General features: G+C 59.9%; 23 protein-coding genes. 10 read left to right on the top strand and 13 right to left on the bottom strand.

All coding sequences use genetic code 11. The features are described 5' to 3' along the window. Positions 1-11: 11 nt before the first annotated feature. From BK665_RS30310 to BK665_RS30335, 6 genes are all read right to left on the bottom strand, one after another. The gene (locus BK665_RS30310) at positions 12-1,304 is read right to left on the bottom strand and encodes an OprD family porin (RefSeq protein WP_375538963.1); all 1,293 of its coding nucleotides are present in this window, start codon (positions 1,302-1,304) and stop codon (positions 12-14) included. A 220-nt stretch (positions 1,305-1,524) separates the two neighbouring features. Next, entirely contained in the window at positions 1,525-1,749 is a 225-nt protein-coding gene (locus tag BK665_RS30315) for a hypothetical protein (protein ID WP_123410168.1), read from the bottom strand. A 253-nt stretch (positions 1,750-2,002) separates the two neighbouring features. Then, entirely contained in the window at positions 2,003-3,367 is a 1,365-nt protein-coding gene (locus BK665_RS30320; protein ID WP_123410169.1) for a heavy metal sensor histidine kinase, read from the bottom strand. Then, the gene (locus BK665_RS30325) at positions 3,357-4,034 is read right to left on the bottom strand and encodes a heavy metal response regulator transcription factor (RefSeq protein WP_054045531.1); all 678 of its coding nucleotides are present in this window, start codon (positions 4,032-4,034) and stop codon (positions 3,357-3,359) included. Before BK665_RS30325 ends, BK665_RS30320 begins: the two co-directional genes overlap by 11 nt. Before the next feature lie 9 nt (positions 4,035-4,043). Next, positions 4,044-7,136 carry a multidrug efflux RND transporter permease subunit gene (locus BK665_RS30330; RefSeq protein ID WP_123410170.1) on the bottom strand — a complete coding sequence of 1,031 codons (3,093 nt, stop codon included), beginning with the start codon at positions 7,134-7,136 and terminating at the stop codon, positions 4,044-4,046. Beyond that, positions 7,133-8,293, bottom strand: a complete 1,161-nt coding sequence (locus BK665_RS30335; RefSeq protein ID WP_123410171.1) for an efflux RND transporter periplasmic adaptor subunit — start codon at positions 8,291-8,293, stop codon at positions 7,133-7,135. Before BK665_RS30335 ends, BK665_RS30330 begins: the two co-directional genes overlap by 4 nt. Before the next feature lie 368 nt (positions 8,294-8,661). On the opposite strand from BK665_RS30335, the gene BK665_RS30340 reads away from it, so the two are divergent. Further along, complete coding sequence (locus BK665_RS30340; RefSeq protein ID WP_123410172.1) at positions 8,662-8,919, top strand: hypothetical protein; 258 nt, start codon at positions 8,662-8,664, stop codon at positions 8,917-8,919. A gap of 80 nt (positions 8,920-8,999) precedes the next feature. Here BK665_RS30340 and BK665_RS30345 read toward each other — a convergent pair whose 3' ends face one another. The 5 genes from BK665_RS30345 to norR all read right to left on the bottom strand — a co-directional run bounded on the left by BK665_RS30345 (position 9,000) and on the right by norR (position 13,434). Then, positions 9,000-9,749: a YkgJ family cysteine cluster protein gene (locus BK665_RS30345; RefSeq protein ID WP_123410173.1), complete on the bottom strand. Its 750-nt coding sequence runs from the start codon at positions 9,747-9,749 to the stop codon at positions 9,000-9,002. 83 nt (positions 9,750-9,832) lie between these two features. Next, positions 9,833-10,159 carry a hypothetical protein gene (locus tag BK665_RS30350; RefSeq protein ID WP_123410174.1) on the bottom strand — a complete coding sequence of 109 codons (327 nt, stop codon included), beginning with the start codon at positions 10,157-10,159 and terminating at the stop codon, positions 9,833-9,835. 147 nt (positions 10,160-10,306) lie between these two features. Next, positions 10,307-10,765: a GNAT family N-acetyltransferase gene (locus BK665_RS30355; protein ID WP_123410355.1), complete on the bottom strand. Its 459-nt coding sequence runs from the start codon at positions 10,763-10,765 to the stop codon at positions 10,307-10,309. A 26-nt stretch (positions 10,766-10,791) separates the two neighbouring features. Next, positions 10,792-11,694, bottom strand: coding sequence for a chemotaxis protein CheV (locus BK665_RS30360; RefSeq protein ID WP_123410175.1), 903 nt, complete (start codon positions 11,692-11,694; stop codon positions 10,792-10,794). A 189-nt stretch (positions 11,695-11,883) separates the two neighbouring features. Further along, positions 11,884-13,434 carry a nitric oxide reductase transcriptional regulator NorR gene (gene norR, locus BK665_RS30370; protein ID WP_123410176.1) on the bottom strand — a complete coding sequence of 517 codons (1,551 nt, stop codon included), beginning with the start codon at positions 13,432-13,434 and terminating at the stop codon, positions 11,884-11,886. Between the two features lie 148 nt (positions 13,435-13,582). Here norR and hmpA point away from each other — a divergent pair, with 148 nt between their 5' ends. From hmpA to cyoE, 7 genes are all read left to right on the top strand, one after another. Continuing rightward, positions 13,583-14,764 (top strand): NO-inducible flavohemoprotein, encoded by a 1,182-nt coding sequence (gene hmpA, locus BK665_RS30375; RefSeq protein WP_123410177.1) that lies wholly within the window; start codon positions 13,583-13,585, stop codon positions 14,762-14,764. Between the two features lie 246 nt (positions 14,765-15,010). Further along, positions 15,011-15,520: a disulfide bond formation protein B gene (locus tag BK665_RS30380; protein ID WP_123410178.1), complete on the top strand. Its 510-nt coding sequence runs from the start codon at positions 15,011-15,013 to the stop codon at positions 15,518-15,520. An 801-nt stretch (positions 15,521-16,321) separates the two neighbouring features. Beyond that, positions 16,322-17,266 carry a ubiquinol oxidase subunit II gene (cyoA, locus tag BK665_RS30390; protein WP_123410179.1) on the top strand — a complete coding sequence of 315 codons (945 nt, stop codon included), beginning with the start codon at positions 16,322-16,324 and terminating at the stop codon, positions 17,264-17,266. Between the two features lie 3 nt (positions 17,267-17,269). Beyond that, positions 17,270-19,300 (top strand): cytochrome o ubiquinol oxidase subunit I, encoded by a 2,031-nt coding sequence (gene cyoB, locus BK665_RS30395; protein ID WP_123410180.1) that lies wholly within the window; start codon positions 17,270-17,272, stop codon positions 19,298-19,300. A gap of 3 nt (positions 19,301-19,303) precedes the next feature. Further along, the gene (locus tag BK665_RS30400; RefSeq protein ID WP_123410181.1) at positions 19,304-19,930 is read left to right on the top strand and encodes a cytochrome o ubiquinol oxidase subunit III; all 627 of its coding nucleotides are present in this window, start codon (positions 19,304-19,306) and stop codon (positions 19,928-19,930) included. After that, on the top strand, positions 19,930-20,265 hold the full coding sequence (cyoD, locus tag BK665_RS30405; protein WP_054045505.1) for a cytochrome o ubiquinol oxidase subunit IV: 336 nt from the start codon (positions 19,930-19,932) through the stop codon (positions 20,263-20,265). Before BK665_RS30400 ends, cyoD begins: the two co-directional genes overlap by 1 nt. A gap of 11 nt (positions 20,266-20,276) precedes the next feature. Next, on the top strand, positions 20,277-21,164 hold the full coding sequence (gene cyoE, locus BK665_RS30410; RefSeq protein ID WP_123410182.1) for a heme o synthase: 888 nt from the start codon (positions 20,277-20,279) through the stop codon (positions 21,162-21,164). Positions 21,165-21,343: 179 nt separating this feature from the next. On the opposite strand, the gene BK665_RS30415 is transcribed toward cyoE, so the two are convergent. Beyond that, complete coding sequence (locus tag BK665_RS30415; protein ID WP_123410183.1) at positions 21,344-22,753, bottom strand: aminotransferase-like domain-containing protein; 1,410 nt, start codon at positions 22,751-22,753, stop codon at positions 21,344-21,346. A 122-nt stretch (positions 22,754-22,875) separates the two neighbouring features. Between BK665_RS30415 and BK665_RS30420 the strand changes: the two genes are divergently transcribed. Together BK665_RS30420 and BK665_RS30425 are read left to right on the top strand one after the other, a co-directional pair. Continuing rightward, entirely contained in the window at positions 22,876-23,361 is a 486-nt protein-coding gene (locus BK665_RS30420; RefSeq protein ID WP_123410356.1) for a RidA family protein, read from the top strand. Positions 23,362-23,510: 149 nt separating this feature from the next. After that, entirely contained in the window at positions 23,511-24,005 is a 495-nt protein-coding gene (locus tag BK665_RS30425) for a RidA family protein (protein WP_123410184.1), read from the top strand. A 69-nt stretch (positions 24,006-24,074) separates the two neighbouring features. On the opposite strand, the gene BK665_RS30430 is transcribed toward BK665_RS30425, so the two are convergent. Further along, entirely contained in the window at positions 24,075-24,779 is a 705-nt protein-coding gene (locus BK665_RS30430; protein ID WP_123410185.1) for a hypothetical protein, read from the bottom strand. Positions 24,780-24,825: the final 46 nt, after the last annotated feature.

A 24,825-nucleotide genomic window follows, 5' to 3' on the forward strand; every position in this document is an offset into this window, starting at 1 on the left:
CTTAGTAAAGCTTAGAAGACATTCAGCGGGTAGTCGACGATCACGCGGTATTCGTCGGTGTCCTGATCCAGCGCGCCGTAGCCGTTGCCGCCGCGGTTGGTCGCCCATTGCAGGCGTAGCGCCAGGTCCTTGGCCTTGCCGCCCTGGACGACGTATTTCAGGTCGATGTCGCGCTCCCAGTGCTTGGCATGTTTACCGTCGGCGCTGTACCACGAGGCGTAGCCTTTGCTGTCCGGGTCGACCTTGGTCAGGTCGGTTTCACCCCGGGAGTAGGACACCGCCGAGGTCAGGCCGGGCAAGCCGAGGCCAACGAAGTCGTAGGCGTACTTGAGCTTCCACGAGCGCTCGTTGGGGCCGTTGAAGTCCGAGTATTGCTGGGAGTTATCGAGGAAGATGCTGTCGCCCTGGCTGATGTAGTCGAACGGCGTATTGCCGTTGACCCGCTGGTACGCGGCGGTGACGCTGTGATTGCCCACGCCCACGGTGAAATGCAGGCTGTAGGTGTTGTTGTCGATGTTGCCGAGCAGCGCATCGCCGGTGTCTTGGGTGTGATAGACGTGCAGGCCCGGGTTGAGGCTGATCAGGTCATTGACCGCGTAGGTGTAGTCCAGATCGTAGTAGTACTGGTTCCAGATGTCCTTGAGCTCGGCGGCGTACAGGCTGCTGGTCAGGCCCGGCAAACCGCTCCAGGCCACGCCGGCCCAGTTCAGGTGCTGGCTCTCGTCGCCGTCGGCCAGGCTGCCGTAGGACGTGCCGATCCGCGTGCGGCCGCTCTGGTTGTAAGGCTTGGTGAAACTGGCCTGGCCGCCTTCGATCAGGAAACCGTCGAAGCTGTGGTTGGTCAGGCTGACGCCGCGAAAGGTCTGGGGCAGCATGCGGGTTTCGCCACCGGCGATCACCGGGTTGGTGAGGAACAGATCGCCGGCCTTCAATTCGGTGTCGAAGGCACGCATTTTCAACGTACCGCCGGCCGTGGAAAACGAGCCCGGCGCTTTGCCGTTGCCATCGCTGATCGGCAGGATGCTCGAACCGTCAGTGCCGCCACCGCCGTCAAGTTTCAACCCGAGCATGGCGTGGGCGTCGATACCGAAACCGACCGTGCCTGGGGTGAAACCGGATTCGAACTTGCCGAGAAAGCCTTGGCCCCATTCGATGTTGTCGTCGGTGTTCTGGTGCCGGTTGCGGTTCATGTAGTAGTTGCGGGCATTGAGGTTGAGGCTCGACCCTTCGACAAAACCTTCGCGGCTGGATTCATCGGCGGCCTGGGTGTTGGTGGCCATCGTTGCAGCGATTGCAATGAACATTGGGCTGAGTTTCAGAGAAAAAGACACGTGCGGTACAGCTCCTTTTGGGTCATTAACGTCAGTTCATGGATCGACGTTTTTTACTTCTTGTTTAGGGAGACGAAGCGGGGCGTGTTTTCTGCACAATAAAAAAAGCCGCTGATAGCAGCGGCTTTGAAGACAACTTTCCAAAGGGAAGAGCCGATGAAAAGTGTCGAGGGAAACTGAGCGATACGGTGGATCAGCTGTCTTTCTCAACCTGTGGCTGGGTCGCAGAAGTGGACGCTTGAGGGGTTTGTGCAGCGTCTTGGGCTTTGGCGGTCATCTCGGCCTGGGACTGTTGGAAGGCCTTGGCCCGCGCCGCATTCTGTGCGACGAAGGACGGCGATTCTTCCGCCATGGCGACCGGAGACAGGAACAAAGTGGACAAAACGAAAGCGCTGGCAATACCCATGGTGTTGGACATCTTTAAAACCTTCTTGCTTGGCAAGTGCTGTTTAGTGCGCCAAGGTTAAGGTCCGAGGACGATGGGAAACAGAGCGGATTTCAGAAAGGACTGTTGCGGATAAAGCAAAGATCGCAGCCTTTGATCGTTCCCACGCTCTGCGTGGGAATGCCTCAAGGGACGCTCCGCGTTCCAATGGGACGCGGAGCGTCCCGGGCTGCATTCCCACGCAGAGCGTGGGAACGATCTACGGGGGCAAGCCCCCTCGCCACAGTCAGACGGGGAGATGAATCCCGAAGGTATTCATCCCATGATCACTGCGCACAAACACGTCCCCGCCATGCATCAGCGCAATCGCTTTCACAATCGCCAAACCGAGCCCGTGGTTGTTGCCGCTGTTGCTGCGTGAAGCGTCGACCCGGTAAAACCGCTCAAACAAGCGTGGCAGATGCTCACTGGCAATCGGCGAGCCGGGGTTGGCCACGCCGATACTCACCTGATGTTCCGCCACCTCGATCTGCACCTGAATCACCTGCCCGGGCTCGGTGTGTTGCACCGCGTTGCTCAGCAAATTGATCAACGCCCGACGTAAGTGCGCAATCTCAATCCGCACCTGGGCATCACCGCTGACCTGCACTTGAACCTGCGCGTCTTCGAGAATGAAATCCAGATACTCCAAAGTCGTTGCCACTTCATCGGCCAGGGACGTGGAGGTCAGCTTGGTGGCCTTGCTGCCCTGGTCGGCGCTGGCGAGGAACAGCATGTCATTGATGATCGAGCGCAGCCGTTCCAGCTCTTCCAGGTTCGATTGCAGCACTTCGAAATAGTGTTCGGCGGAGCGCCCGCGAGTCAGCGCGACCTGGGTCTGGCCAATCAGGTTGGTCAGCGGCGAGCGCAGTTCATGGGCGACGTCGGCGTTGAACGACTCCAGTCGCGAATAAGCCTGCTCAACCCGCTCCAGCGTGGAGTTGAACGAACTGACAAACTGATCCAGCTCCGGCGGCAACGGCGACAACCGCAAGCGCCCGGAACGCAACGGCGGCGCCAGGCGCTGGGCTTCCTGGGACAACTTGATCAATGGCTTGAGCCCGATCCGCGCCACCCAATAACCCAAGGCCGAGGCCAGCAACACACCGACAATCGCCAGGCTGATCAGGGCAATCAGCAAATGATGCTGGGTCTGTAGAAACGTCTCGGTATCGATGCCGATCATGAAGCGCAACGGCGGGCGCTGGTCCTTGGCCGGAAACTGGCTGACCAGCACTTTCAGCGGCGCGGCATGGTCCGGCAACTGCATGTCGCGCCGGCCCAGCGGCCCTTCGGCGAAGGCGCGGATCTGCGGGGTGATGTTGCCGTATTCATACTGCGGATTGCCGCTGATGATCCAGAAACTGATGCGCTTGTCTTCTTCACCGAGCAACTTGAGCTTGTTGTTGATCTTCACCCAATGCTCAGGCGTGCCGTAACGACCGACCGTGGATTCGAGCACGCTGTAACGCGCATCCAGCTCGGCTTCGGGCAACAGTCCCAGGCCTTTGTCGACTTGCTGGTACAACGCCCAGCCAATCAACAGAAAAACCAGCAGCGCCACCAGCGTGAACATCCCGCTCAGGCGCAGCGCGATGGAATTACTGGACACCGCGACTCTCCAGCACATAACCCATGCCACGAATGGTGTGCAGCAACTTCTCGTCGAACGGCCCGTCGAGCTTGGCTCGCAGGCGTTTGATCGCGACTTCGACGACGTTGGCGTCGCTGTCGAAATTGATGTCCCAGACCATCTCGGCAATCGCCGTTTTCGAGAGGATTTCACCCTGGCGCCGCGCCAATACGCTGAGCAGCGAGAACTCCTTGGCCGTCAGGTCCAGGCGCGTGCCGGCGCGGGTGGCCTTGCGGCTGATCAAATCGATCCACAGATCGGCGATGCTCACTTGCACCGGTTCATGGCCGCCGCTGCGTCGAGTCAACGCTTGCAGGCGCGCCACCAGTTCCAGGAAGGAAAACGGTTTGCCGAGGTAGTCGTCGGCGCCATCGCGCAGGCCTTTGATCCGGTCTTCGACACGCTCGCGGGCGGTGAGCATGATCACCGGGGTTTGCTTGCGCGCGCGCAACGCCCGCAACACGCCGAAGCCGTCGAGGCCCGGCAACATCACGTCGAGGATGATCACCGCGTAGTCGCTTTCCAGCGCCAGGTGCAGGCCTTCGACGCCGTCCCGCGCCAAGTCCACGGTGTAACCCTGTTCCGTCAGGCCGCGATGCAGGTAATCCGCGGTTTTTTCTTCATCTTCGATAATCAGAACGCGCATGACCCCGCCTCAGTCTGTGGTCGCCAGTGCCGGCAGTGGCTCTGGTTTGGGTCTATGGAAAAGTCGCTCGAGCCACAAGTATATGACCGGAGTGGTAAACAGCGTCAGCGCCTGACTCACCAGCAGGCCGCCGACCACCGCAATCCCCAATGGCTGGCGCAGTTCGGCACCGGTGCCGTAGCCGAGCATCAGCGGCAACGCGCCGAGCAGGGCGGCGAGGGTGGTCATGATGATCGGGCGGAACCGGGTGATACAGGCCTGGAAAATCGCCTCTTCCGGCGGCAAGCCACCCTTGCGCTGGGCTTCGAGGGCGAAGTCGATCATCAGGATGCCGTTCTTCTTGACGATGCCGATCAGCAGCACCAGGCCGATCAACGCCATGATTGAAAAGTCCTGGCCCCAGATCCACAGCATGATCACCGCCCCAAGCCCCGCCGACGGCAGGGTCGAGATGATGGTCAGCGGATGCACGAAGCTTTCATAAAGCACGCCGAGAATGATGTACACCGCCACCAGCGCCGCGAGAATCAGCCACGGCTGGCTGGCCAGGGAACTCTGGAACGCCTGGGCCGCGCCCTGGAAGTTGCCGCTGATGGCCGTCGGCATGCCGATTTCGGCCTTGGCCTGATTGAGCAAAATCACCGCGTCGCCCAAGGCAACGCCGGGCGCCAGGTTGAACGACAGGTTGGCCGCCGGGAACATCCCGTCGTGGGCGATGGATAGCGGGCCAATGGTCGGGGCATCGAACTTCGCCAGCGCCGACAACGGCACCATCTCACCGCTCAACGGCGAGCGCAGGTAGAAATAGTTCAGGCTTTCGGCCTTGCCCCGCTGCTTGGTGTCCAGTTCCAGGATCACGTTGTACTGGTTGATCTGGGTCTGGAACTCGTTGATCTGCCGCTGGCCGAAGGCGTCGTACAGCGCCTCGTCGACATCGCTGGCGGTCAGACCAAAACGCGCCGCCGCGCTGCGGTCGATGCTGATGTGGGTGATGCTGCCGCCCAGTTGCAGGTCGTTGGAAATGTCGCGGAACGCCGGGTTGGTCCGCAGTTTGTCCGTCAGGCGCTGGGTCCAGGTGCTGAGCGTCGGGCCGTCGTTGCTCTTGAGCACGTATTGGTACTGGGCGCGGCTCGGGCCGGAGCTGAGGTTGATGTCCTGGCCGGCGCGCAGGTACAGCACGATGCCGGGGACTTTCATCAGTTGCGGGCGAATCCGGTCGATGAACTGGCTGGCGGTCACATCACGGTCGCCGCGTTTTTTCAGGGCAATCCAGAACCGGCCGTTGGCAATGGTCTGGTTGCTGCCGGAAACGCCGACGGAGTGGGAAAACGCCTGCACCGCTGGATCTGCCGCGACAATTTCCGCCATCGCCAGGTGTTTTTTTACCATGTCGCCGTAGGAAATGTCCGCAGCCGCTTCGGTGGTGCCAAGGACGAAACCGGTGTCCTGGATCGGGAAGAAGCCTTTGGGGATAAAGATGTAACCGGCAATGGCCAGACACAGCGACAGGCAGAATACGCCGATCATGGTTTTCTGATGGGCGAGGGCGCGGCGCAGGTATTTTTCATAGCCGGCCAGCAAGCGATCTCCGAAAGTCTTTTTGCTGTGGGCGTGATGCACCGGCGCACGCATAAACAGCGCGGCCAGGGTTGGCGCCAGGGTCAGGGATACCACCACCGAAATCATGATGGTCGAAGTCGCGGTCAGGGCGAATTCTTTAAACAACCGCCCAACCACACCGCCCATGAACAGCAGCGGAATAAACGCCGCCACCAGGGAGAAGCTGATCGAGACCACGGTGAAGCCAATCTCGCCGGCGCCCTTGATCGCCGCTTCGCGCATGCCGTCGCCGGCCTCCAGGTGACGGTGAATGTTCTCCACCACCACAATCGCATCGTCCACCACAAACCCCACCGCCACCACGATGGCCACCAGGGTCAGGTTATTCAGGCTGAAGCCCATGATGTACATCAGGGCGAAACTGGCGGTCAGCGACACACCGAGCACCGCCGACACAATCATGGTCGCCGACCATTGGCGCAGGAACAACGCCATCACCGCCACCACCAGCATGATCGCGATCAGCAGGGTGATTTCCACTTCATGCAGCGATGCGCGGATAGTCTGGGTGCGGTCAATCAACACCTTGACCTCGACAGAGGCCGGCAGCATTGCTTCCAGGCCCGGCAGTGCGGCTTGAATGCGATCCACGGTCTCGACAATGTTCGCCCCCGGTTGCCGGGAAATCACCAGATTGACCCCGGGCCGATCCCCAGCCCAGGCCTGGACGTAGGCATCTTCCGAACCGTTGACGACTTTGGCGACATCTTTGAGGTGAACCGGTGCACCGTCCTTGTAGGAAACGATGAGTTGGCTGTATTCGTCGGGGTGGAACAACTGGTCGTTGGTGGACAGGGTCGAAATGCTCGACTCCCCGTACAACGCGCCTTTGGCCAGGTTGAGGCTGGTCTGCTGAATCGCCAGGCGAATGTCAGCCAGGGTCAGGCCGATGGCGGCGAGTTTGTCCGCCGAAGCCTGGACGCGAATCGCCGGACGTTGCTGACCGGTGATGTTGATTTGGCCTACACCGTCGATCTGACTGATCTGACGCGAGAGCAGGGTTTCCACCAGGTCACTGAGTTCGGTGCCGGGCATTTGCGTCGAGCTGACGCTGAGGATCAACACCGGGCTGTCCGCCGGGTTGACCTTCTTCCAGGTCGGCAGGGTCGGCATGTCCTTTGGCAGTTTGCCGGCGGCGGTGTTGATCGCGGCCTGGACTTCCTGGGCGGCGGTGTCGATGCTTTTATCGAGGGTGAATTGCAGGGTCAGCAGGCTGGAACCGAGGGCGCTGCTGGACGTCATCTGGGTCATGCCGGGGATGGCGCTGAATTGCACCTCCAGCGGCGTGGCCACGGACGAAGCCATGGTGTCGGGGCTGGCGCCGGGCAATTGCGCATTGACCTGAATGGTCGGGAATTCCGCTTCCGGCAGCGGTGCGATGGGCAGGCGTGGGAAAGCGATCACGCCCAGCAGCACCAGGGCAAACGTCAGCAGGATAGTGGCGACCGGGTGATCGATGCACCACGCCGATGGCCCTCTCATTGTTTAGGCTCCGCTTGCACCACTTGCGGCGGGTCGGTCAGCACCTGCACCGTCGAACCGGGCTTGAGCCGCGACTGGCCGTCGCTGACCAGCACGTCGCCGGGTTTGACCCCGGTGATGATGTCCTGGCCGCTGCCCTGGTAAACCATCTGAACCTGCACGGTCTCGACCTTATCGCCGTTGATCCGGTACACAAAGTGTTGATCGAGCCCGCGCTGTACGACAGTCGGCGGCACCACCAGCGCATCTTTATCCAGCGCTGTCTGAATCTTTACCGTCACCAGCAGGCCGGGCCAAAGCTTCTGGCCGGGGTTGTTGAATTCAGCCTTGGCGCGGATGGTCCCGGTGTTGGCGTTGATCTGGTTGTCGATCAGGGTCAGGTGGCCTTCGCCCAGCAGGTTGCCGGTTTCGCCATCGGTGTCGGCGCCGATGTAAGCCTTAACCTGGGCGCGTTGCGGGTCGCCGATTAGGCCTTGCAGGGTCGGCAGCATTTGCTGTGGCAGGGAAAACTCCACGGCAATCGGGTCGATCTGGGTCACGGTGAACAGCCCTTGGGCGTCGGCCATGCGCAGGAAATTGCCTTCGTCGACGGTACGAATACCGACGCGACCGGTGACCGGGGAGCGAATCTGCGTGTAGGAAAGTTGCACTTGGGCCGCGTCGATGGACGCTTGATTGCCCTGGGCGGTGGCTTTGAGCTGGTTGACGAGGGCTTGTTGCTGATCGTAGGTCTGCTTGGACACGCCATCGTCGACGCTCAGCAGTTTGTAGCGCTTGAGGTTGACCAGCGCCACTTGCAGCTGCGCCTGGCTTTCGCCGAGTTGGGCGCGGGCCTGATCGAGGCTGGCGCGGATCGAGCGGTCGTCGATGGTGGCGAGCAGGTCGCCGGCCTTGACCAATTGACCTTCCTTGACCAGCAACTTGGTGAGGATGCCGTCGACCTGCGGCCGCACCACCACGCTGTGCAGGGACAGCACCGAGCCGATGCCGCTGACATAACGCGGCACATCTTTCTCGGTGACCGTCACGGCCCGCACCGGAATGGCGGTCGGGGCCGCCAGTTTGGCGGTGGCCGGTTTGGTCGCGTACCACAGACCCAGCGCTGCCAGGACAATCAGAGGAGCTGCGATCAACGCGGATTTTTTCTGAATTCGCATGCGAGTGGGGCGCCGGGCTAGAGGGACGGGAATAGGGTCAGATTTTATACCTCCCCTTATAGTCCTGTTACCCGGTCAGGAAGGTGACTGCTAACTGACGGGGCTGTCAGTTTGGGCCTGCCGTCATTCAGATGGACCCCGTTATCGTTCTTCGCGGGCAAGCCTCGCTCCTACATTTGGAATGCATTCCCCTGTAGGAGCGAGGCTTGCCCGCGAAGGCGTCAGACCCGTCGCCACAGAACCCCCAGACCGACTACTTGTCGCTTGAAACTCGCCGCTTGCAGCTTGCCGCCCCCGACCCGGGTATACTCGCGCCTTTCGCGGCCCACCCACCGGGCCCGACTCTTTGTGCACCACCCGGAGCTTTCATGACTTCCCCGACACAACCGCCAGTCGCCGACGCCTTGAGCGACGACCCGGCAGACCTGCCAGACAGCGTCGACTCCAGCGCAGACAGCGAAACCAAAGCCGCGATCCCGGCGTTCAAGTTTCCGTTCAAACCGGGCGAACTGGCTGCGGCCAAGAACGCCAGCCAGCCGTGGTACAAGAACGGCGCCAAGAACGGCCACACCAAAACCCCTGGCGCCGCGCCACCGGGTACTCGACGTTCGATGGGCAAACGCTGACAGCCAGCCGCTTTTGGCTGGAGCAGGGCGTGTTGGGTTCGGTCTGTGTGGCGGCCATTACGGGCGCTATATCAGCGGGATCAAGCCGCCCGCAACGAGATAAACGTATAGTTCACCGGCGCTTCGGTCGCCACTTCAGCTCCCGCCGCCAGCACTTGCCCGGCAATGTCATCGCCCGAGACATGAAACAACCATTCGCCTTTCGGTGCTGCCAACGGCTGCGCCACGACCTGATCGATGACGGAAGCAAAAGCGCCCATCTCCGGTAAATATGCGGTAAACCCGTCGCCTTTCAGCGCGGTGGTGCGAATCCCCAGCAACCCGCAAATCGCATCCTTGGTCTGCACCTCGTCACGATCCGCCTGGCGCGAGCGCTGGATCAACGCCACCAGTTCCTGGTCCACCAATGCACCGCCCACAATCAGGTCCGGCCCTTGTTCCCACGACTCGGGCGGGCATTCCTTCACCGCCGGGTTGAGCGGGATGTGCGGATTGATTTCCATCGGATAGATGCGGCACACCAGCGGCCGGCGTTCGTAGATGCGGCAGAGGTTGTCTTCGTCAAGATTCCGGCAGGGACCGACGTTGTACGCAGCGAAGGTAATCGCCACGTGGGCTTCGATTGCACCGCTGCGCACCACTACCGAGCGGCGCTCGGCGTGGTCCCGTTGCAACAGTGGCAAGCCCAGCCCATTACCCAGGAAGCCTTCCACCAGCACGATCACCTGACCGCCATCGTTCGCCCACATGCGAGCTTCCGCCAGGGTCAGGGGCACGTGGTGGTCGTTGCAGCACTTGCCGCAACCTACGCAGGAAAACGTCGTGTTCATGGGTCGATCAGTCGCCGGTGAGGTCATGGAATGGCGACGCAAAGCCGTCGCCAAGGCAGGTCTCGAAGCAAGTTATGCGCCACTCACGGCTTTTTCGCGGCGGGGCGGATCGAGTCCCATTCTGTGACGTAGGCGGTTTTGCTTTGTTTGTTATAGAGGCACAACTCGGTGCCTTGCTGGCCCTTCATGTGTTTTTGCGGGTATTGGCCTTGCAGCAGGAGGGCGGTGTAGCCGACGCGGTCGTCGAATTGCGCGGCGGTGCCGACGGGTTTGGCGTCCTTCAGGCCGCTGGCCTTGGTGCAACTGGTGAGTACGGCTTTGTCATAGGCGGCCCAGGCGTCGGGGCTGGAGGCGTGGGCCTGGGTGGCGAGGGCGGTGAGGCTGAGGAAGAACAGGGTGGTGGTTTTCATCAGTGGGCATCCTTGTGTGTGTTGGCCAAGGGCTGGAGTATGCCTGATGGTGATGGGGTGTTTGTGCGGGCCTCTTCGCGGGCAAGCCCGCTCCCACATTGGAATGCATTCCCCTGTGGGAGCGGGCTTGCTCGCGAAGGCGGTTTGTCAGGCCGGCACCGGCTCCCGGCGAACCACCCGCATTCCGGCACTTTCATACAATCGCCGGGCCCGAAGGTTGTCTTCCAAAACCTTCAAATCGACAAAGCCTTCGCGCCGTTGCTGAAACGCTTTGAAAGCATTCAGCAGCAAGGCGCGGCCCAGTCCGAGGCCCTGGGCACGGGGATACACCACCAGGTTCTTGATGTAGGCGCTGGTCCAGCACTGACAAACGCCGACGATCCCTTCGCCATCCAGCGCGATAAAGCACAGGCTCGGATCGTATTCCGGATCGGTTTCAAAACGCTGTTGCCAGACCTCCAGCGCCGGCACGCGACCGCCGCCTTCTCGATTACCCAGTTCCATCAAGTGATGCACAACTTCGGCGAGTTCGGGGCGGTATTGCGTCAGCTCAATACCTTTGGGCCAAGCGATGTCTGGCACAGCCTCGGCAAGGTTGCGCCGCATCAGGAAGCAGAAATCCTCGGCCAAACTCAGTAACCCTGTTCGGCGACAGCCTTGGCGGCTTCGATCAGGCACTTGGTCAGTTCTGGCGAGGAGAACTTGGTCAGCACCCCGTTGGCCCCGGCCAGACGCGCCTTTTCGCTGTTCATCGCGCTGTCCAGCGAGGTGTGCAGCAATACGTAGAGGTGCGAGAAGTCCGGGGTTTCGCGCAGGGTGCGGGTGAAGGCGTAGCCGTCCATCTCCGACATTTCGATGTCCGAGACGATCAGGTTGATTTGCTGCGCCGTGCCTTGCAGGTCCAGCAGGCAATCAATGGCCTCCTTGGCGCTGCGGGCGGTGTGGCATTGCAGGCCGAGGTTGCGCAGGGTGTGCACCGATTGCTGCAACGCGGTCTGGCTGTCATCGACCACCAGGATGCGCGCATTGCCCAGCACTTCGGCGTCTTCCATGCTCAATTCGGTCGGGGCCATTTCAATCTGCGCCGGAGCGATGCCGTGGATCACCTTTTCGATGTCCAGCACCTGCACCAGCACGCCGTCGACCGACGTCACGCCAGTAATGTACGAGCGCACGCCGCCGGAACCGAAGGGTGGCGGACGGATGTCGGTGGTCAGGCAGTGCACGATCTTGCTCACGGCTTGAACATGCAGGCCCTGCTTGGAGCGGCTGACGTCGGTGACGATCAGGCAGCCACCGTTGGGATCTTCCAGCGGCCGCTCGCCGATGGCACGGCTCAGGTCGATCACCGACAACGACGTGCCGCGCAGGGTGGCGATGCCTTTGACGTGGGGGTGCGACTCCGGCAGCTTGGTCAGCGGCGGGCAGGGGATGATCTCACTGACTTTCAGCAGGTTGATTGCCATCAGCTTGCCGCTGCGCAAGGTAAACAGAAGAAGCGAAAGTGAATCTGCGCGGGCTTTGGTGGTGGACATAAAAACCTTCTTTGGCGAAAGGTGATGGGCGAGTGAAGAGTCGCCAAAAACTATTGATGCCGGGTTATCGACTTGTTAAGGGCAGGCTTTAGGATTTCGGGTGAATGGTCGGGCGCCTTCGCGAGCAAGCCCGCTCCCACATTGGAATGCGGTCCCCCTGTGGGAGCGGGCTTGCTCGCGAAGGGGCCCTCACTTCATCCCCAATCGCTTGGCCATACGCCCCAGATTCGCCCGATCCAAGCCTAGCTCACGGGCCGCGCTGGCCCAATTGTTGTGATGGCGTTCCAGACAGGCGTTGATCAGTCGGCGCTGATAATCCTCGGTTGCCGCCCGCAAGTCACCTGCGACTAAAGCCACAGGGCTGACGACCGGTTGCTCGGTTGGCACTTCAATACTGCCGTGAGGCAAATCCAGATCCGCCGCACTCAAACTGAGAATCTTCGGCCGTTCCTTGCAGTTGCCCAGGGCCTTTAACGCACTGCGGCCAATCAAGTGTTCCAGTTCCCGCACGTTCCCCGGCCATTGATAGGCGAGCAACGCCGCTTGGGCATCGCTGTTCAGGCGCAGGCTATTAAGGCCCATGCGCGAGCGGTTCTGTTCCAGGAAGAAGCCGCTGAGCAGCAACACATCCCGCCCGCGATCCCGCAGGGCCGGGACCAGCAGCGGGTAAACGCTCAGGCGATGATAGAAATCGGCGCGGTAGCGGCCACTGCGCACTTCTTCGGCCAGGTCACGGTTGGTCGCCGCGATCAGCCGCACGTCCACTTGATGCTCTTTATCCGAACCCAGGCGCTGCAATTGACCGCTTTGCAGCACCCGCAACAACTTGGCCTGCACGGTCAGGGACAATTCGCCGACTTCATCGAGAAACAGCGTGCCGCCATTGGCCAGTTCAAATTTGCCACGACGGTCGCTGGTTGCCCCGGTGAAGGCGCCACGTACATGGCCGAACAATTCGCTCTCGACCAAGGTGTCCGGCAGGGCGGCGCAGTTGAGGCTGATGATCGGTTTGTCGGCGCGGGAGGAAGCGGCATGGATCGCCTGGGCCACCAGTTCCTTGCCGACCCCGGTTTCCCCGGTGATCAGCACGGTCAAGTCGCTGCCGCCCACCAGGCTGATCTCTTCCACCAAACGTTTATGGGCCTTGCTCTGGCCGATCATCTCGCGGTTCTGCTGGCCGCTGGCCTGGCGGTAAACCTCGGCGCGCTGGTGTTCGTCTTCAGCACGATTGGCCAGGCGCTGGATGCGTTCGGCAGCGTTAACGGTGGCGGCGGCGAGGCTGGCGAAGGCTTGCAGGGCGTCCAGTTCGATGGGCTCGAAGCGTTCCGGGTCCAGGGCATCGAGGGTCAGCAGGCCCCACGGGCGCTCGTCGATAAACAGCGGGCAGCCCATGCAATCGTGGACTTCCAGGTGCTCGTCGAGGCCATCGACCAAGCCGTCATAAGGGTCGGGCAATTCGCTGTCGGCGGCGAAACGGGTCGGGCCGGGGCTACTGAGCAAGGCTTCGAAGCGCGGATGTTCGCTGACTTTGAAGCGCCGGCCCAGGGTGTCGGTGCTCAAACCGTCGACGGCCAACGGCACCAGCCATTCGCCGTCGAGGCGCAGCAGGGCGGCGGCATCACACGGCAGCAGGGCGCGCATGGCTTCGAGCAGGCGCCGATAGCGCTCGCCCTCGGGCAGTTCGCGGGACAGGTCCGAGACCAGGGGCAGCAGGGCGGTGAGCAGGGATTTTGCAGTCATAGTGACTCCGTGTAGTCGGGATGACTATAAAGCAGTCTGTGTCGATATGACTACGTAGACTTTAAGCTGTTGATTTATATGGCGTTAATTGTTGGCATGGAAACTGATAAGCATAGAGCATTCACATCGAAACTCAGGAGTTGCCCTAATGCTTAGCGTTCAAGACCGTGCCATCGTCAAATCGACCGTGCCGCTGCTGGAAAGCGGTGGCGAAGCGCTGATCACCCACTTCTACCGCATGATGCTCTCCGAATACCCGGAAGTCCGTCCGTTGTTCAACCAGGCCCACCAGGCCAGCGGCGATCAGCCCCGCGCCCTGGCCAACGGCGTGTTGATGTATGCGCGGCACATCGATCAGCTCGACCAGTTGGGCGATCTGGTGGCCAAGATCATTAACAAGCACGTGGCCCTGCAAATCCTCCCGGAACATTACCCGATTGTCGGCACCTGCCTGCTGCGCGCCATCGCTGAAGTGCTGGGCGAAGAAATTGCCACCCCTGAAGTGATCGGCGCCTGGGGCGCGGCCTATAACCAATTGGCCGACATCCTGATCGGTGCCGAAACCAGCATCTACGACCAGAAAGAACAGGCTCCGGGCGGCTGGCGCGGGGCGCGGGAGTTCATCGTCGCGGCCAAGGTCGAGGAAAGCGCGGAAATCATCTCGTTCTACTTCGAACCCGCTGACAAAGGCCCGATTCTCGCCGCCGAGCCCGGCCAATACATCGGCATGAAACTGGTCCTCGATGGCGAAGAGATTCGTCGCAATTACTCGTTGTCGTCCCTGTCGGACAACGGCCAGTACCGCATCAGCGTCAAGCGCGAAGCCGGTGGCCGCGCCTCCAACCATTTGCACGACCAACTGCATGTGGGCGCCAGCATCCAACTGTTCCCGCCGTCGGGGGAGTTCACCCTGACCGCCAGCGACAAACCGCTGGTGCTGATCAGCGGCGGCGTCGGCATCACCCCGACCCTGGCCATGCTCGAAGCGGCCCTGGCCACCGAGCGGCCGGTGCACTTTATCCACTGCGCGCGTAATGGCAGCGTCCATGCGTTCCGTGACTGGATCGACGGTCTGGCTGCGCGTCATCCGCAACTCAAGCGCTTCTATTGCTACGCCGAAGATGACGGCGTGAGCCCGGCGGCGGACAAGGTCGGGATGTTGAGCCAGGAGCAACTGGGCGAGTGGTTGCCGCAACAGCGGGACCTGGATGCTTATTTCCTGGGGCCGAAAGGGTTTATGGCGGCGATCAAGCGCCACTTGAAAGCGCTGGGGGTGCCGGAGAAGCAGAGTCGCTATGAGTTCTTTGGGCCGGCTTCTGCTCTGGAGTAAGTCTGGAGACCGAGTCGCCTGCTTCGCGAGCAAGCCCGCTCCCACATTGGAATGCGTTCCCCTGTGGGAGCGGGCTTGCTCGCGAATGGCCGCATCGCGGTCTTAAATTCTGGAAACAAACAAAAGTTAATCCCTCCTTAACCAACCTATCGTCTATTCCCCGACATCTACCGGCGCGCGCCAGGCTCTCAACCGCCATGGTCTGCGTGTAGACTTCCGGCAATCGATATTTAGAAGGGATACGCGATGAATGACGAAACGATGCGCTTGGGCCGTGAGCGGCGATATCTGGTGTTGCTGGGCATCATCTGCCTGGCGCTGATCGGCGGTGCGCTGTACATGCAAGTGGTGCTGGAAGAAGCGCCGTGCCCACTGTGCATCCTGCAGCGTTATGCATTGTTGCTGATCGCCATTTTTGCCTTTATCGGCGCGGCCATGCGTACCCGTCGCAGCCTCACTGTGTTCGAGGTGCTGGTGGTCATCGCCGCGCTCGGCGGCGTTGCGGCGGCCGGGCATCACGTCTATACGCAGTTCTACCCGGCGGTCAGCTGTGGCGTCGATGTGTTGCAGCCGATTGTCGATGGCCTGCCACTGGCGAAGGTCTTCCCGCTGGTTTTCCAGGTCGATGGCTTCTGCGACACACCGTACCCGCCGATCCTCGGCCTGTCCCTGGCACAGTGGGCGCTGGTGTCCTTTGTGTTGGTGGTGGTGCTGGTGCCGCTGCTGGTGACGCGTAACCGCAAGGCATTGCGCTAACCCGCAACGTTAAGCAAAAAAACGCCCCGGTCCTCGTTGAGAGGGCCGGGGCGTTTTGCATTTCAGGGTCGGGTTAAACAGAGCGTGATGTGCGACAGGGAAGGGTGCGCAACGTGTGCGACATGTTGTCACAGCTTGAGTGTCGCAAGGCATTTCCAAGGACGGAATTGGTGCATAGCTACGCAACGATTTGTCCCGGTTTGAGCCTCCACTCATTTGTTCATCTTCATGGTGTAACAGGCAGTTTTAACAGGACTTGGTGAATCGCCACACCCCTTGCTGATCGGGGCTTTGCCGGGAGTGGCGGATGGCCTGACGCCATGAAGGCTGTCTGAACCGGGGGTGGTAGCCCCACAAATTTTGGTGTTTTTGTTGAGAATTAATTTCGATACCATGCTGAACTTTTGCAAAATCCGTTAATGATTGTTGCTGGAATGGATAAAAATTATTTCGGGATGAGACATGGTTTATGCGTCGCGACGTATCTACAATCGCCCGCACTGAATTCCCGGCGCTGCTCTCGACTGAGCAGATAGGGCGTCGAGAGGCTTAACAGCTTTATGCGACTCCCAGGTGTCGGTGCCTTTCCGACTATCCGCACCAAATGGAATTGGTCTGTAACAAGGCCTTTGACCACGAATTCGAATAAGAACTCACCGCTAGCCCAGGATTTGTCGAACAGCGTCTGACGCGCGACGGGCAGCCCTTATTCAATCCAAGAAAAATGCCAACCCTTGGCAGGGTGAAGTGTTGGCGATCAAAACCCAACTGCATTGCGCAAGCTGCTTTAGAGGTCGTGAGATGAGTAAAAACAGGTACCCCAGACTACTAGGCTTATTGCCGCTGCTCGGCACGTTGTTGCTGTCAGGCTGCAACATGACCTTGCTCGACCCCAAGGGCCAGGTCGGCCTGGATGAGCGAAACCTGATCATCACCGCAACGCTGCTGATGCTGTTGGTCGTTGTGCCGGTCATCGTCATGACGTTCCTGTTCGCCTGGAAATATCGCGCTTCCAACCCGAACGCGGTGTACGCGCCTAAATGGTCGCACTCCACCAAGATTGAAATCGCGGTGTGGGCTGTTCCGGTCCTGATCATCATTGCCCTGGGTTATGTGACCTACATTTCGACCCACGCCCTGGACCCGTACAAGCCGCTGGAATCCGACGTCAAGCCGATCACCGTTGAAGTGGTCGCCATGGACTGGAAGTGGCTGTTCATCTACCCGGAACAAGGCATCGCCACCGTTAACAAACTGGTGTTCCCGGCCAACACGCCGATCAATTTCAAAATCACCTCCGACACCGTGATGAACTCGTTCTTCATCCCGGGCCTGGGTGGCCAGATCTACGCGATGGCGGGCATGGAAACCAAGCTGCACCTGATTGCCAACCAGAACGCTGAATTCGACGGTATCTCCGCCAACTACAGCGGCGCGGGTTTCACCGGCATGAAGTTCAAAGCTATCGCCACTTCCCAGGCGGATTTCGATACCTGGGTCAGTGATGTCAAGAAGGCACCTAAACAGCTGGAAAAAGCTGAATACGAAGCCCTTTCCAAACCAAGCCAGAACAACCCAGTCGAGCTCTACTCCTCGTTCACGCCAAACCTGTTCCAGATCATCGTCGACAAGTACGAAGGCATGAAACCGGGCAAGCCCGTGCATCACGAGAAAAAAGAGCACGAAGTGGCCGCCATGGAAGGGATGGACATGAGTTCGCATTCAGCTGCCGGGGCAGAGGAGTAAACGATGTTTGGTAAATTAAGTTGGGAAGCGGTCCCGTTCCACGAGCCGATCGTGATGATTACCATCGCCATGATCGCGCTCGGTGGTCTGGCGGTATTCGGGCTGATCACCTATTTCAAGAAGTGGACCTACCTGTGGACCGAGTGGCTGACGTCGGTCGACCACAAGAAAATCGGCGTGATGTACATCATCGTCGCCATGGTCATGCTGCTGCGCGGTTTTGCCGACGCCATCATGATGCGTTCCCAGTTGGCCCTGGCCACCGAGGGTTCGCCTGGCTACCTGCCGCCTGAACACTATGACCAGATCTTCACCGCCCACGGTGTGATCATGATCATCTTCATGGCGATGCCATTCTTCACCGGCCTGATGAACCTTGCAGTGCCGCTGCAGATCGGCGCCCGTGACGTTGCCTACCCGTTCCTGAACTCCCTGAGCTTCTGGCTGCTGGTGTCCGGCGTTGTGCTGGTGAACGTGTCCCTGGGTGTCGGCGAATTCGCCCGTACCGGTTGGGTTGCGTATCCGCCGCTGTCGGAACTGGGCTACAGCCCGGGCGTGGGTGTGGACTACTACATCTGGGCACTGCAGCTATCGGGTCTAGGTACGACGCTGACCGGGGTCAACTTCCTGGCCACCGTGCTGAAGATGCGTACTCCAGGCATGAAGATGATGGACATGCCGATCTTCACTTGGACCTGCACCTGGGCCAACGTGCTGATCGTGGCTTCGTTCCCGATCCTGACCGCTACTTTGGCTCTGCTGACGCTTGACCGTTACATGGATTTCCACATTTTCACCAATGAACTTGGTGGCAATCCAATGATGTACGTCAACCTGTTCTGGGCCTGGGGTCACCCCGAGGTTTACATCCTGATTCTGCCGGCGTTCGGGGTCTTCTCCGAAGTCATCTCGACCTTCTCCGGCAAGCGTCTGTTCGGCCACCACTCGATGATCTACGCCTCGGGCGCAATCTCGATCCTGGGCTTCATGGTCTGGCTGCACCACTTCTTCACCATGGGTTCGGGTGCCAGCGTCAACGCCTTCTTCGGCCTGGCGACGATGCTGATTTCGATTCCGACGGGGGTGAAGCTATTCAACTGGCTGTTCACCATCTATCGCGGTCGTCTGCAGTTCACCAGCCAGGTTCTCTGGACCCTGGGCTTCATGGTGACCTTCGCCATCGGCGGCATGACCGGCGTACTGCTGGCCATTCCAGGTGCTGACTTCGTACTGCACAACAGCCTGTTCGTGATCGCTCACTTCCACAACGTGATCATCGGCGGCGCAGTCTTTGGCTACATCGCTGGTTTCGCCTTCTTCTTCCCTAAAGCGTTCGGCTTCAAGCTGCACGAAGGTTGGGGCAAGGCAGCGTTCTGGTTCTGGATCTCGGGCTTCTTCGTCGCGTTCATGCCGCTCTATGCACTGGGCTTCATGGGCATGACCCGTCGTCTGAACGCCACCACCAACCCTGAGTGGGTGCCTTACCTGCACGTTGCAATGTTCGGCGCGGTCATGATCGCCGTCGGTATTGCCTGCCAGTTGATCCAGCTGTACGTCAGTGTGCGTGACCGCAAAAAGCCAGAGAACATGTGCGAACACGGCGACCCGTGGAATGCCCATACCCTGGAATGGTCGACCTCGTCGCCACCGCCGTTCTACAACTTCGCGGTATTGCCGAAAGCTCCAGGCATCGACCCGTTCACTGAAGCCAAGGAAAACGGTACTGCGTACCAGGCTCCAGCCAAGTACGAGCCGATCCACATGCCAAACAACACCGCGACCGGTCTGGTCATGGGTGCTCTGTTGACCGTGTTCGGTTTCGCCATGATCTGGCACATCTGGTGGATGGCCATCTTCGGCCTCGCCGGGACCGTGATCTACTTCGTGATCCATGCTGCCCGTGATGACCAGGGCTATATGGTGCCGGTCGACGTGATCGAGCGCATCGAAGCCGAGCAGCACAAGCGTCTGGTAGCAGCAGGGAAAATCCCGGCTGGCGCCACCCGTGTTGAAACCTCGTTGGAACAGGCTTAAACCATGTCGAACTTAGTGACCAATGCTGGACACACCCATGTCGATGGACATGGGCACGATGACCATCACCACGACTCGGGCGAGATGACCGTATTCGGTTTCTGGCTCTACCTGATGACCGACTGCATTTTGTTTGCGTCGATCTTCGCGGTGTACGCGGTACTGGTTAACAACGTAGCGGGTGGCCCGTCGGGCCACGACATCTTCGAGCTGCCATACGTGCTGGGCGAAACCGCCTGCCTGTTGCTCAGCTCGATCACCTACGGCTTCGCCATGCTGGCGTTGTTCAAGGGCAACAAGAAAGCGGTACTGGGCTGGTTGGCCATCACTTTCCTGTTCGGCCTGGGCTTCATCGGCATGGAGATCAACGAGTTCCACATGCTGATCTCCGAAGGCTACGGTCCTAACCGCAGCGGCTTCCTGTCCGGGTTCTTCACCCTGGTCGGCACCCACGGTCTGCACGTGACCAGCGGTCTGATCTGGATGGCGATCATGATGTATCAGGTCAACAAGCACGGCCTGACGTCGACCAACAAGACCCGCCTGAGCTGCCTGAGCCTGTTCTGGCACTTCCTGGACGTGGTCTGGATCTGCGTATTCACCGTTGTTTACCTGATGGGGACCCTGTAATGGCTAATGCACATTCCCACGATAGCCACGACGCCGGTCATGGCAGCGTAAAGTCCTACGCCATCGGCTTCATCCTGTCGGTGATCCTGACGATCATTCCGTTCGGCCTGGTGATGTACCCATCGCTGCCGAAAGTCTGGACGCTGTGGATCGTACTGGCCTTCGCAGTGATCCAGGTGCTGGTTCACCTGGTGTACTTCCTCCACCTGGACCGCTCCGCCGCCCAGCGTAACAACGTGATTGCGTTTGTGTTCGCTGCGATGGTGATCGTCCTGCTGGTTGGCTTGTCGCTGTGGATCATGTTCAGCATCCACACCGTCATGATGGCGCACTGAGGAAAGTCCGGATGTCCTTTAAGCACTTTATCCAAATCACCAAACCGGGGATCATTTTCGGTAACGTGCTTTCTGTGGCGGGCGGATTTTTCCTGGCCTCGAAAGGGCATGTCGATCTGGCCATCTTCCTGGCCGCCATGATCGGCACGTCCCTGGTGGTGGCTTCCGGTTGCGTGTTCAACAACTGCATCGACCGCGACATCGACCTGAAGATGGAACGCACCAAGAACCGGGTGCTGGTCCAGGGCTTGATCTCCCTGAAACTGGCCCTGATCTACGCGACCGTCCTGGGTATCGCCGGCGTTGCACTGTTGTACAAGGTGGCCAACCCGTTGGCCGCGCTGTTCGCAGTGATCGGTTTCGTCATCTACGTTGGCTTCTACAGCCTGTACCTCAAGCGCAAGTCGGTTCACGGCACGCTGGTGGGCAGTCTGTCGGGCGCCATGCCGCCGGTGATTGGTTACGTTGCCGTGACCAACAGCTTCGACATGGCCGCGCTGACGTTGCTGGTGATGTTCAGCCTGTGGCAGATGCCGCATTCCTACGCCATCGCGATCTTCCGCTTCAACGATTACCTGGCCGCATCGATTCCGGTGTTGCCAGTGAAGCGCGGGATTCAAGTAGCGAAGAAGCACATCCTGCTCTACATCCTGGCCTTCCTGGTTGCGACGTTGATGCTGACTTTCAGTGGCTACGCCGGCATGAGCTACCTCGCCGTCGCCGCGGCCATGGGCATGTACTGGTTGTACATGGCCTGGACCGGCTACAAGGCAGTTGATGACACGGTCTGGGCACGCAAGCTGTTCGTGTTCTCGATCTTCACCATTACCGCGCTGAGCGTAATGATGTCGCTGGACTTCAAAGTGCCGAGTGAGCTGTTGCTGACTTACGCGCCTTAAGGTTTAGCCGCTGTACGAAAAACCCCGCCCTTCGAGAGGAGAGCGGGGTTTTTTATTGGGTGTTTTCCGGGGGACCGAGGTGCCTTCTTCGCGAGCAAGCCCGCTCCCACAGTCGCAATGCGTTCCCCTGTGGGAGCGGGCTTGCTCGCGAATGGGGCAACACGGTGCATCAGAAAAACTCAGCGATCCAGCAACCGAAAAAACCGCTCCCGAACCTCTGCGTTATCACTGTGCGCGACGTTGAATCGCAAGTGTTGACTGGCATGCGGTGCCTTGCTGAGCAAGGTGCCAGGTGCGAGGACGAGGTCGTTTTCCATGCCTTTGCGCGCCAGTGTTTCGGCGTGCAGCCCTTGCGGTAAACGCGTCCAGATAAACAGACCTTCGCCGGGCAGGGAGGACACCGAGCACCCGGCTTCGACCAGCCATCGCGATACGCGGCTGCTCGACTCATACAGCCGATCCACCGTGCGCCGCGTATGTTTGGCATAGCTCCCGTTGCTGAGCATCGTGCAGGTAATCTGCTCGGCAAATTCCGAGGTCACGCCGCCGCAGGCCATTTTCAGGGTGATCAGCCGTGCCGCCAGTTGTGGCGAGAGCACGGCGTAGCTGACCCGACTATTGGCGGTCAGGGTCTTGGAAAAACCGGCCACGTAGCTCACGTTGTCGAGCCCGCTCGCCGCCAGACGAGGGGTGCGGCGCTGTTGCAGGTCGCCGTACAAATCGTCTTCGACAATGTGGAAACCGTAGCGGCGACTCAACTCCGTCAAGCGATAAACCTGCGCCGGGGAGAACGAATGCCCGGTGGGGTTATGCAAAGTACTGTTGGTCATGTACAGCACGGGCTTGTGGGCGATCAGCTGTCGTTCGAAGGCTTCCAGGTCGAGGCCGTCGCATTGACGCGGCACGGTGATGACTTTGGCGCCATGCAACGCGAGGTTGGCGTGCATGTTGAAGTAGCAGGGATCGTCGAGCAGCACCGTGTCGCCGGGTTTGATCAGCAGGCGCATCAGCATGTCGATGGCTTGCATGGTGTTGGCAGTGGTGATGATCTGCTCGACCGGCGCCTCGATGCCGTGGGCCGACAGTTTGACCCGCAACGCCTGGCGCAGCGGCAGGTAACCGCCGACAACGCCGTATTCGCCCATGCGCAGGGCGGTGGCGCGCAGGGTGCCGCGCACGGCTTTGAGCAGTTCTTCGGCGGGCAACCAGGAGGAGGGCAAAAAACCGCAACCGGGGCGCAGGGCGCCGTTGTCCTGCAGCACGGCGCGACGGACTACGCTGAGGGTGTCCTGGGGTTGCAAGTCGGGGCCGGCTTCGGTCGGGATCGTGGTGCTGGAACGGTGCACGTAATGCCCCGAACCCTGGCGCGAAACCACCAGACCCTTGGCCCGCAAGTGGTCGAGGGCATCGACCACCGTGGATTTGCCGACGTTCAACAACTCGGCGAGTTCGCGAATCGGCGGCAACTTGGCGCCGTGGGGCAGCCCTCCCTGGCTGATGGCGACCGACAATTGCTCGACGATCTGCTGCACCAGCGGCACGCCTGGCTGGAACTCGATGGCGGCGATGACCGCACGTTGAGCCTGCATTTTACTGGTCTCCCTGGCAGTAAAGTTCGCTGGATTCTATACGAACTTGCTCTGCTCAAGGCAAGCGTCTGTGCCTACCCTCGAAAGCGCGTTTTGCATGAATGATCGAGAAGGTGCCGCAAATGAACAAGCCAACCACCCGCGACGAACGCTTTATCGAGCTGGCCCAGGAGCACGGCTTCGACATCTACGATGAGAACACCGCTGGCGGGCACTATTCCCTGCTGGTCTGGCATGGCAATGAGCTGTATGTCAGTGGCCTGGTGCCACGCATGAACGGCAAAATCCAGTATCCCGGCCGCGTCGGCCTGGAACTCAACCTTGCCGATGCGCAAGCCGCCGCCAGCATCAGTGCGATCCGCGCCCTGGCGCTGATCATGGATGCCGTCGGGTCACTGGATAAAATCAAGTCACTGATCCGTATCACGGTCCATGTCAAATCCACCTTTGATTTCGTTGACCTGAGCGAAGTGGCCAACGGCGCGTCGGATGTCTTTACCCATGTGCTGGGCGATGCCGGTAAACATACCCGAACCACCGTCGGCGTTTACCAGCTACCGAAAAATGCCCCGGTGGAAGTGGACATGATCGTGGCGTTGCAACCCTAGTCACCGCACACGTCCGGCGATAAAAAGCCCCGCATTCGTGAGAATTGCGGGGCTTTTTCATTGTTTGGCGTGGCGAAGAGCCACCTTGGGCTAATCTGTCGGAAGCGGGGCTGGTTAATGGATGAGTACAGAGGCGGGGCGGGGAAGAAATGACTGACCACATGACGTGCGATGAACGCTTTATCGCCCTGGCCACTGAACTCGATTACGACATCTACGGCGAGAGCACCATCGGTTGGCATTTCGAGCCTCTGGTTCGGCATAACAATGAACTGTATGTCAGCGGCCTGGCGCCGCGTAAGCATGGCAAGGTCCAGTTTCCCGGCCGGGTTGGCCTGGAATTGACCCTGGCCGATGCGCAAGTCGCCGCCAGCATTTGTGCGATGCGGGGGCTGGCATTGATCGTCGATACCATCGGTTCCCTGGACAAAATCAAGGCGCTGCTGCGGATCACGGTGTATGTGAAGTGCACGGCGGACTTTGTTGACCTGAGCGAAGTGGCCAATGGTGCCTCGGATGTATTCAGGCATGTGTTGGGCGATGCCGGGAAACATACCCGAACGACCATCGGCGTTTATCAACTGCCGAAGAATGCAGCGTTAGAGCTGGATATGATCGCCGCGTTGCGCCCTCCAGCGATTTGACGCTTCGATTTCGGACAACAAAAAGCCCCGCGCTGAAGTTCAGCGCGGGGCTTTTTGATGGTGGGGCTTTTACTGCGCGGTAATGCTGTAACCCTCAAACGCGGTTTGCTGTTGCAGCGCGGTGATGATGTTCTTGCGGTTGACCGCTTGTTCCGTCCCGGCATTGTCCAGGAAGGTTTCGTTTTCCAGTTCCGCTTCCTCGCCTTCGCCGACGAAAGTGAAACCGAGGAATTCCAGGGCTTCGCGGTCAACGTTCAGGCGTGAGCGCGGCGTGCGCAGCGGCAGGGTGACGTTCACGCCATCCTTGCTGATGGTGAACACTTCGACTTCTTTCTTGGCGCGAGCCACCTTGCTCTTGCCGCTGCTCGGGTTGCTGATGGCTTGATGCGTCTGGTTCAGCACCTTCAGCGCCAGGCCATAAACGATTTCCTGGAACGCCGGGTCGTCCTTGAAGCTGGACAGGATGCGGCTGATCGGGAATTTGCTGCTCAGGTCTTCCAGGGCAGCAATGTCGGAGGCCTCGGCATCCTTGAGTTGCTTGAGTTCGCCCATCAGTTCGTAGGCTTTATCGTCGTCGAAGTTGTCGTGAGCCTGGCGAATCGCGGCGCGCAGCTCGCGAATCTGGTCACTTTCCCGGGTCGACTGGAAAGCATCCAGGACCATCTCGCTGATGGTCTTGGCCTGGGGCACGTGCTGTGAAAGATTGATGGAGTTTTCGTATTCCGCTTTGGACGACAAGGTGACTACGGATTCAGCGGTGTTGGAATCGGACATTGAAATTTCACTACTTCTTTTAACTTGAGTTGAGGCGAGAAAGCGC

The sequence above is a fragment of the Pseudomonas frederiksbergensis genome (assembly GCF_003732665.1).
Taxonomy (GTDB): domain Bacteria; phylum Pseudomonadota; class Gammaproteobacteria; order Pseudomonadales; family Pseudomonadaceae; genus Aquipseudomonas; species Aquipseudomonas frederiksbergensis_G.

Bases quoted from the DNA above. Each gene is read 5' to 3' on its own strand.
- BK665_RS30325 (WP_054045531.1), bottom strand. From the start codon at position 4,034: ATGCGCGTTCTGATTATCGAAGATGAAGAAAAAACCGCGGATTACCTG.
- norR (WP_123410176.1), bottom strand. From the start codon at position 13,434: ATGACTGCAAAATCCCTGCTCACCGCCCTGCTGCCCCTGGTCTCGGAC.
- cyoE (WP_123410182.1), top strand. From the start codon at position 20,277: ATGTCCTTTAAGCACTTTATCCAAATCACCAAACCGGGGATCATTTTC.
- BK665_RS30430 (WP_123410185.1), bottom strand. From the start codon at position 24,779: ATGTCCGATTCCAACACCGCTGAATCCGTAGTCACCTTGTCGTCCAAA.
- BK665_RS30380 (WP_123410178.1), top strand. From the start codon at position 15,011: ATGAATGACGAAACGATGCGCTTGGGCCGTGAGCGGCGATATCTGGTG.
- BK665_RS30310 (WP_375538963.1), bottom strand. From the start codon at position 1,304: ATGTTCATTGCAATCGCTGCAACGATGGCCACCAACACCCAGGCCGCC.
- cyoA (WP_123410179.1), top strand. From the start codon at position 16,322: ATGAGTAAAAACAGGTACCCCAGACTACTAGGCTTATTGCCGCTGCTC.
- BK665_RS30335 (WP_123410171.1), bottom strand. From the start codon at position 8,293: ATGCGAATTCAGAAAAAATCCGCGTTGATCGCAGCTCCTCTGATTGTC.
- BK665_RS30360 (WP_123410175.1), bottom strand. From the start codon at position 11,694: ATGTCCACCACCAAAGCCCGCGCAGATTCACTTTCGCTTCTTCTGTTT.
- cyoD (WP_054045505.1), top strand. From the start codon at position 19,930: ATGGCTAATGCACATTCCCACGATAGCCACGACGCCGGTCATGGCAGC.
- BK665_RS30330 (WP_123410170.1), bottom strand. From the start codon at position 7,136: ATGAGAGGGCCATCGGCGTGGTGCATCGATCACCCGGTCGCCACTATC.
- BK665_RS30400 (WP_123410181.1), top strand. From the start codon at position 19,304: ATGTCGAACTTAGTGACCAATGCTGGACACACCCATGTCGATGGACAT.
- cyoB (WP_123410180.1), top strand. From the start codon at position 17,270: ATGTTTGGTAAATTAAGTTGGGAAGCGGTCCCGTTCCACGAGCCGATC.
- BK665_RS30355 (WP_123410355.1), bottom strand. From the start codon at position 10,765: ATGCGGCGCAACCTTGCCGAGGCTGTGCCAGACATCGCTTGGCCCAAA.
- BK665_RS30315 (WP_123410168.1), bottom strand. From the start codon at position 1,749: ATGTCCAACACCATGGGTATTGCCAGCGCTTTCGTTTTGTCCACTTTG.
- hmpA (WP_123410177.1), top strand. From the start codon at position 13,583: ATGCTTAGCGTTCAAGACCGTGCCATCGTCAAATCGACCGTGCCGCTG.
- BK665_RS30415 (WP_123410183.1), bottom strand. From the start codon at position 22,753: ATGCAGGCTCAACGTGCGGTCATCGCCGCCATCGAGTTCCAGCCAGGC.
- BK665_RS30420 (WP_123410356.1), top strand. From the start codon at position 22,876: ATGAACAAGCCAACCACCCGCGACGAACGCTTTATCGAGCTGGCCCAG.
- BK665_RS30350 (WP_123410174.1), bottom strand. From the start codon at position 10,159: ATGAAAACCACCACCCTGTTCTTCCTCAGCCTCACCGCCCTCGCCACC.
- BK665_RS30425 (WP_123410184.1), top strand. From the start codon at position 23,511: ATGACTGACCACATGACGTGCGATGAACGCTTTATCGCCCTGGCCACT.
- BK665_RS30345 (WP_123410173.1), bottom strand. From the start codon at position 9,749: ATGAACACGACGTTTTCCTGCGTAGGTTGCGGCAAGTGCTGCAACGAC.
- BK665_RS30340 (WP_123410172.1), top strand. From the start codon at position 8,662: ATGACTTCCCCGACACAACCGCCAGTCGCCGACGCCTTGAGCGACGAC.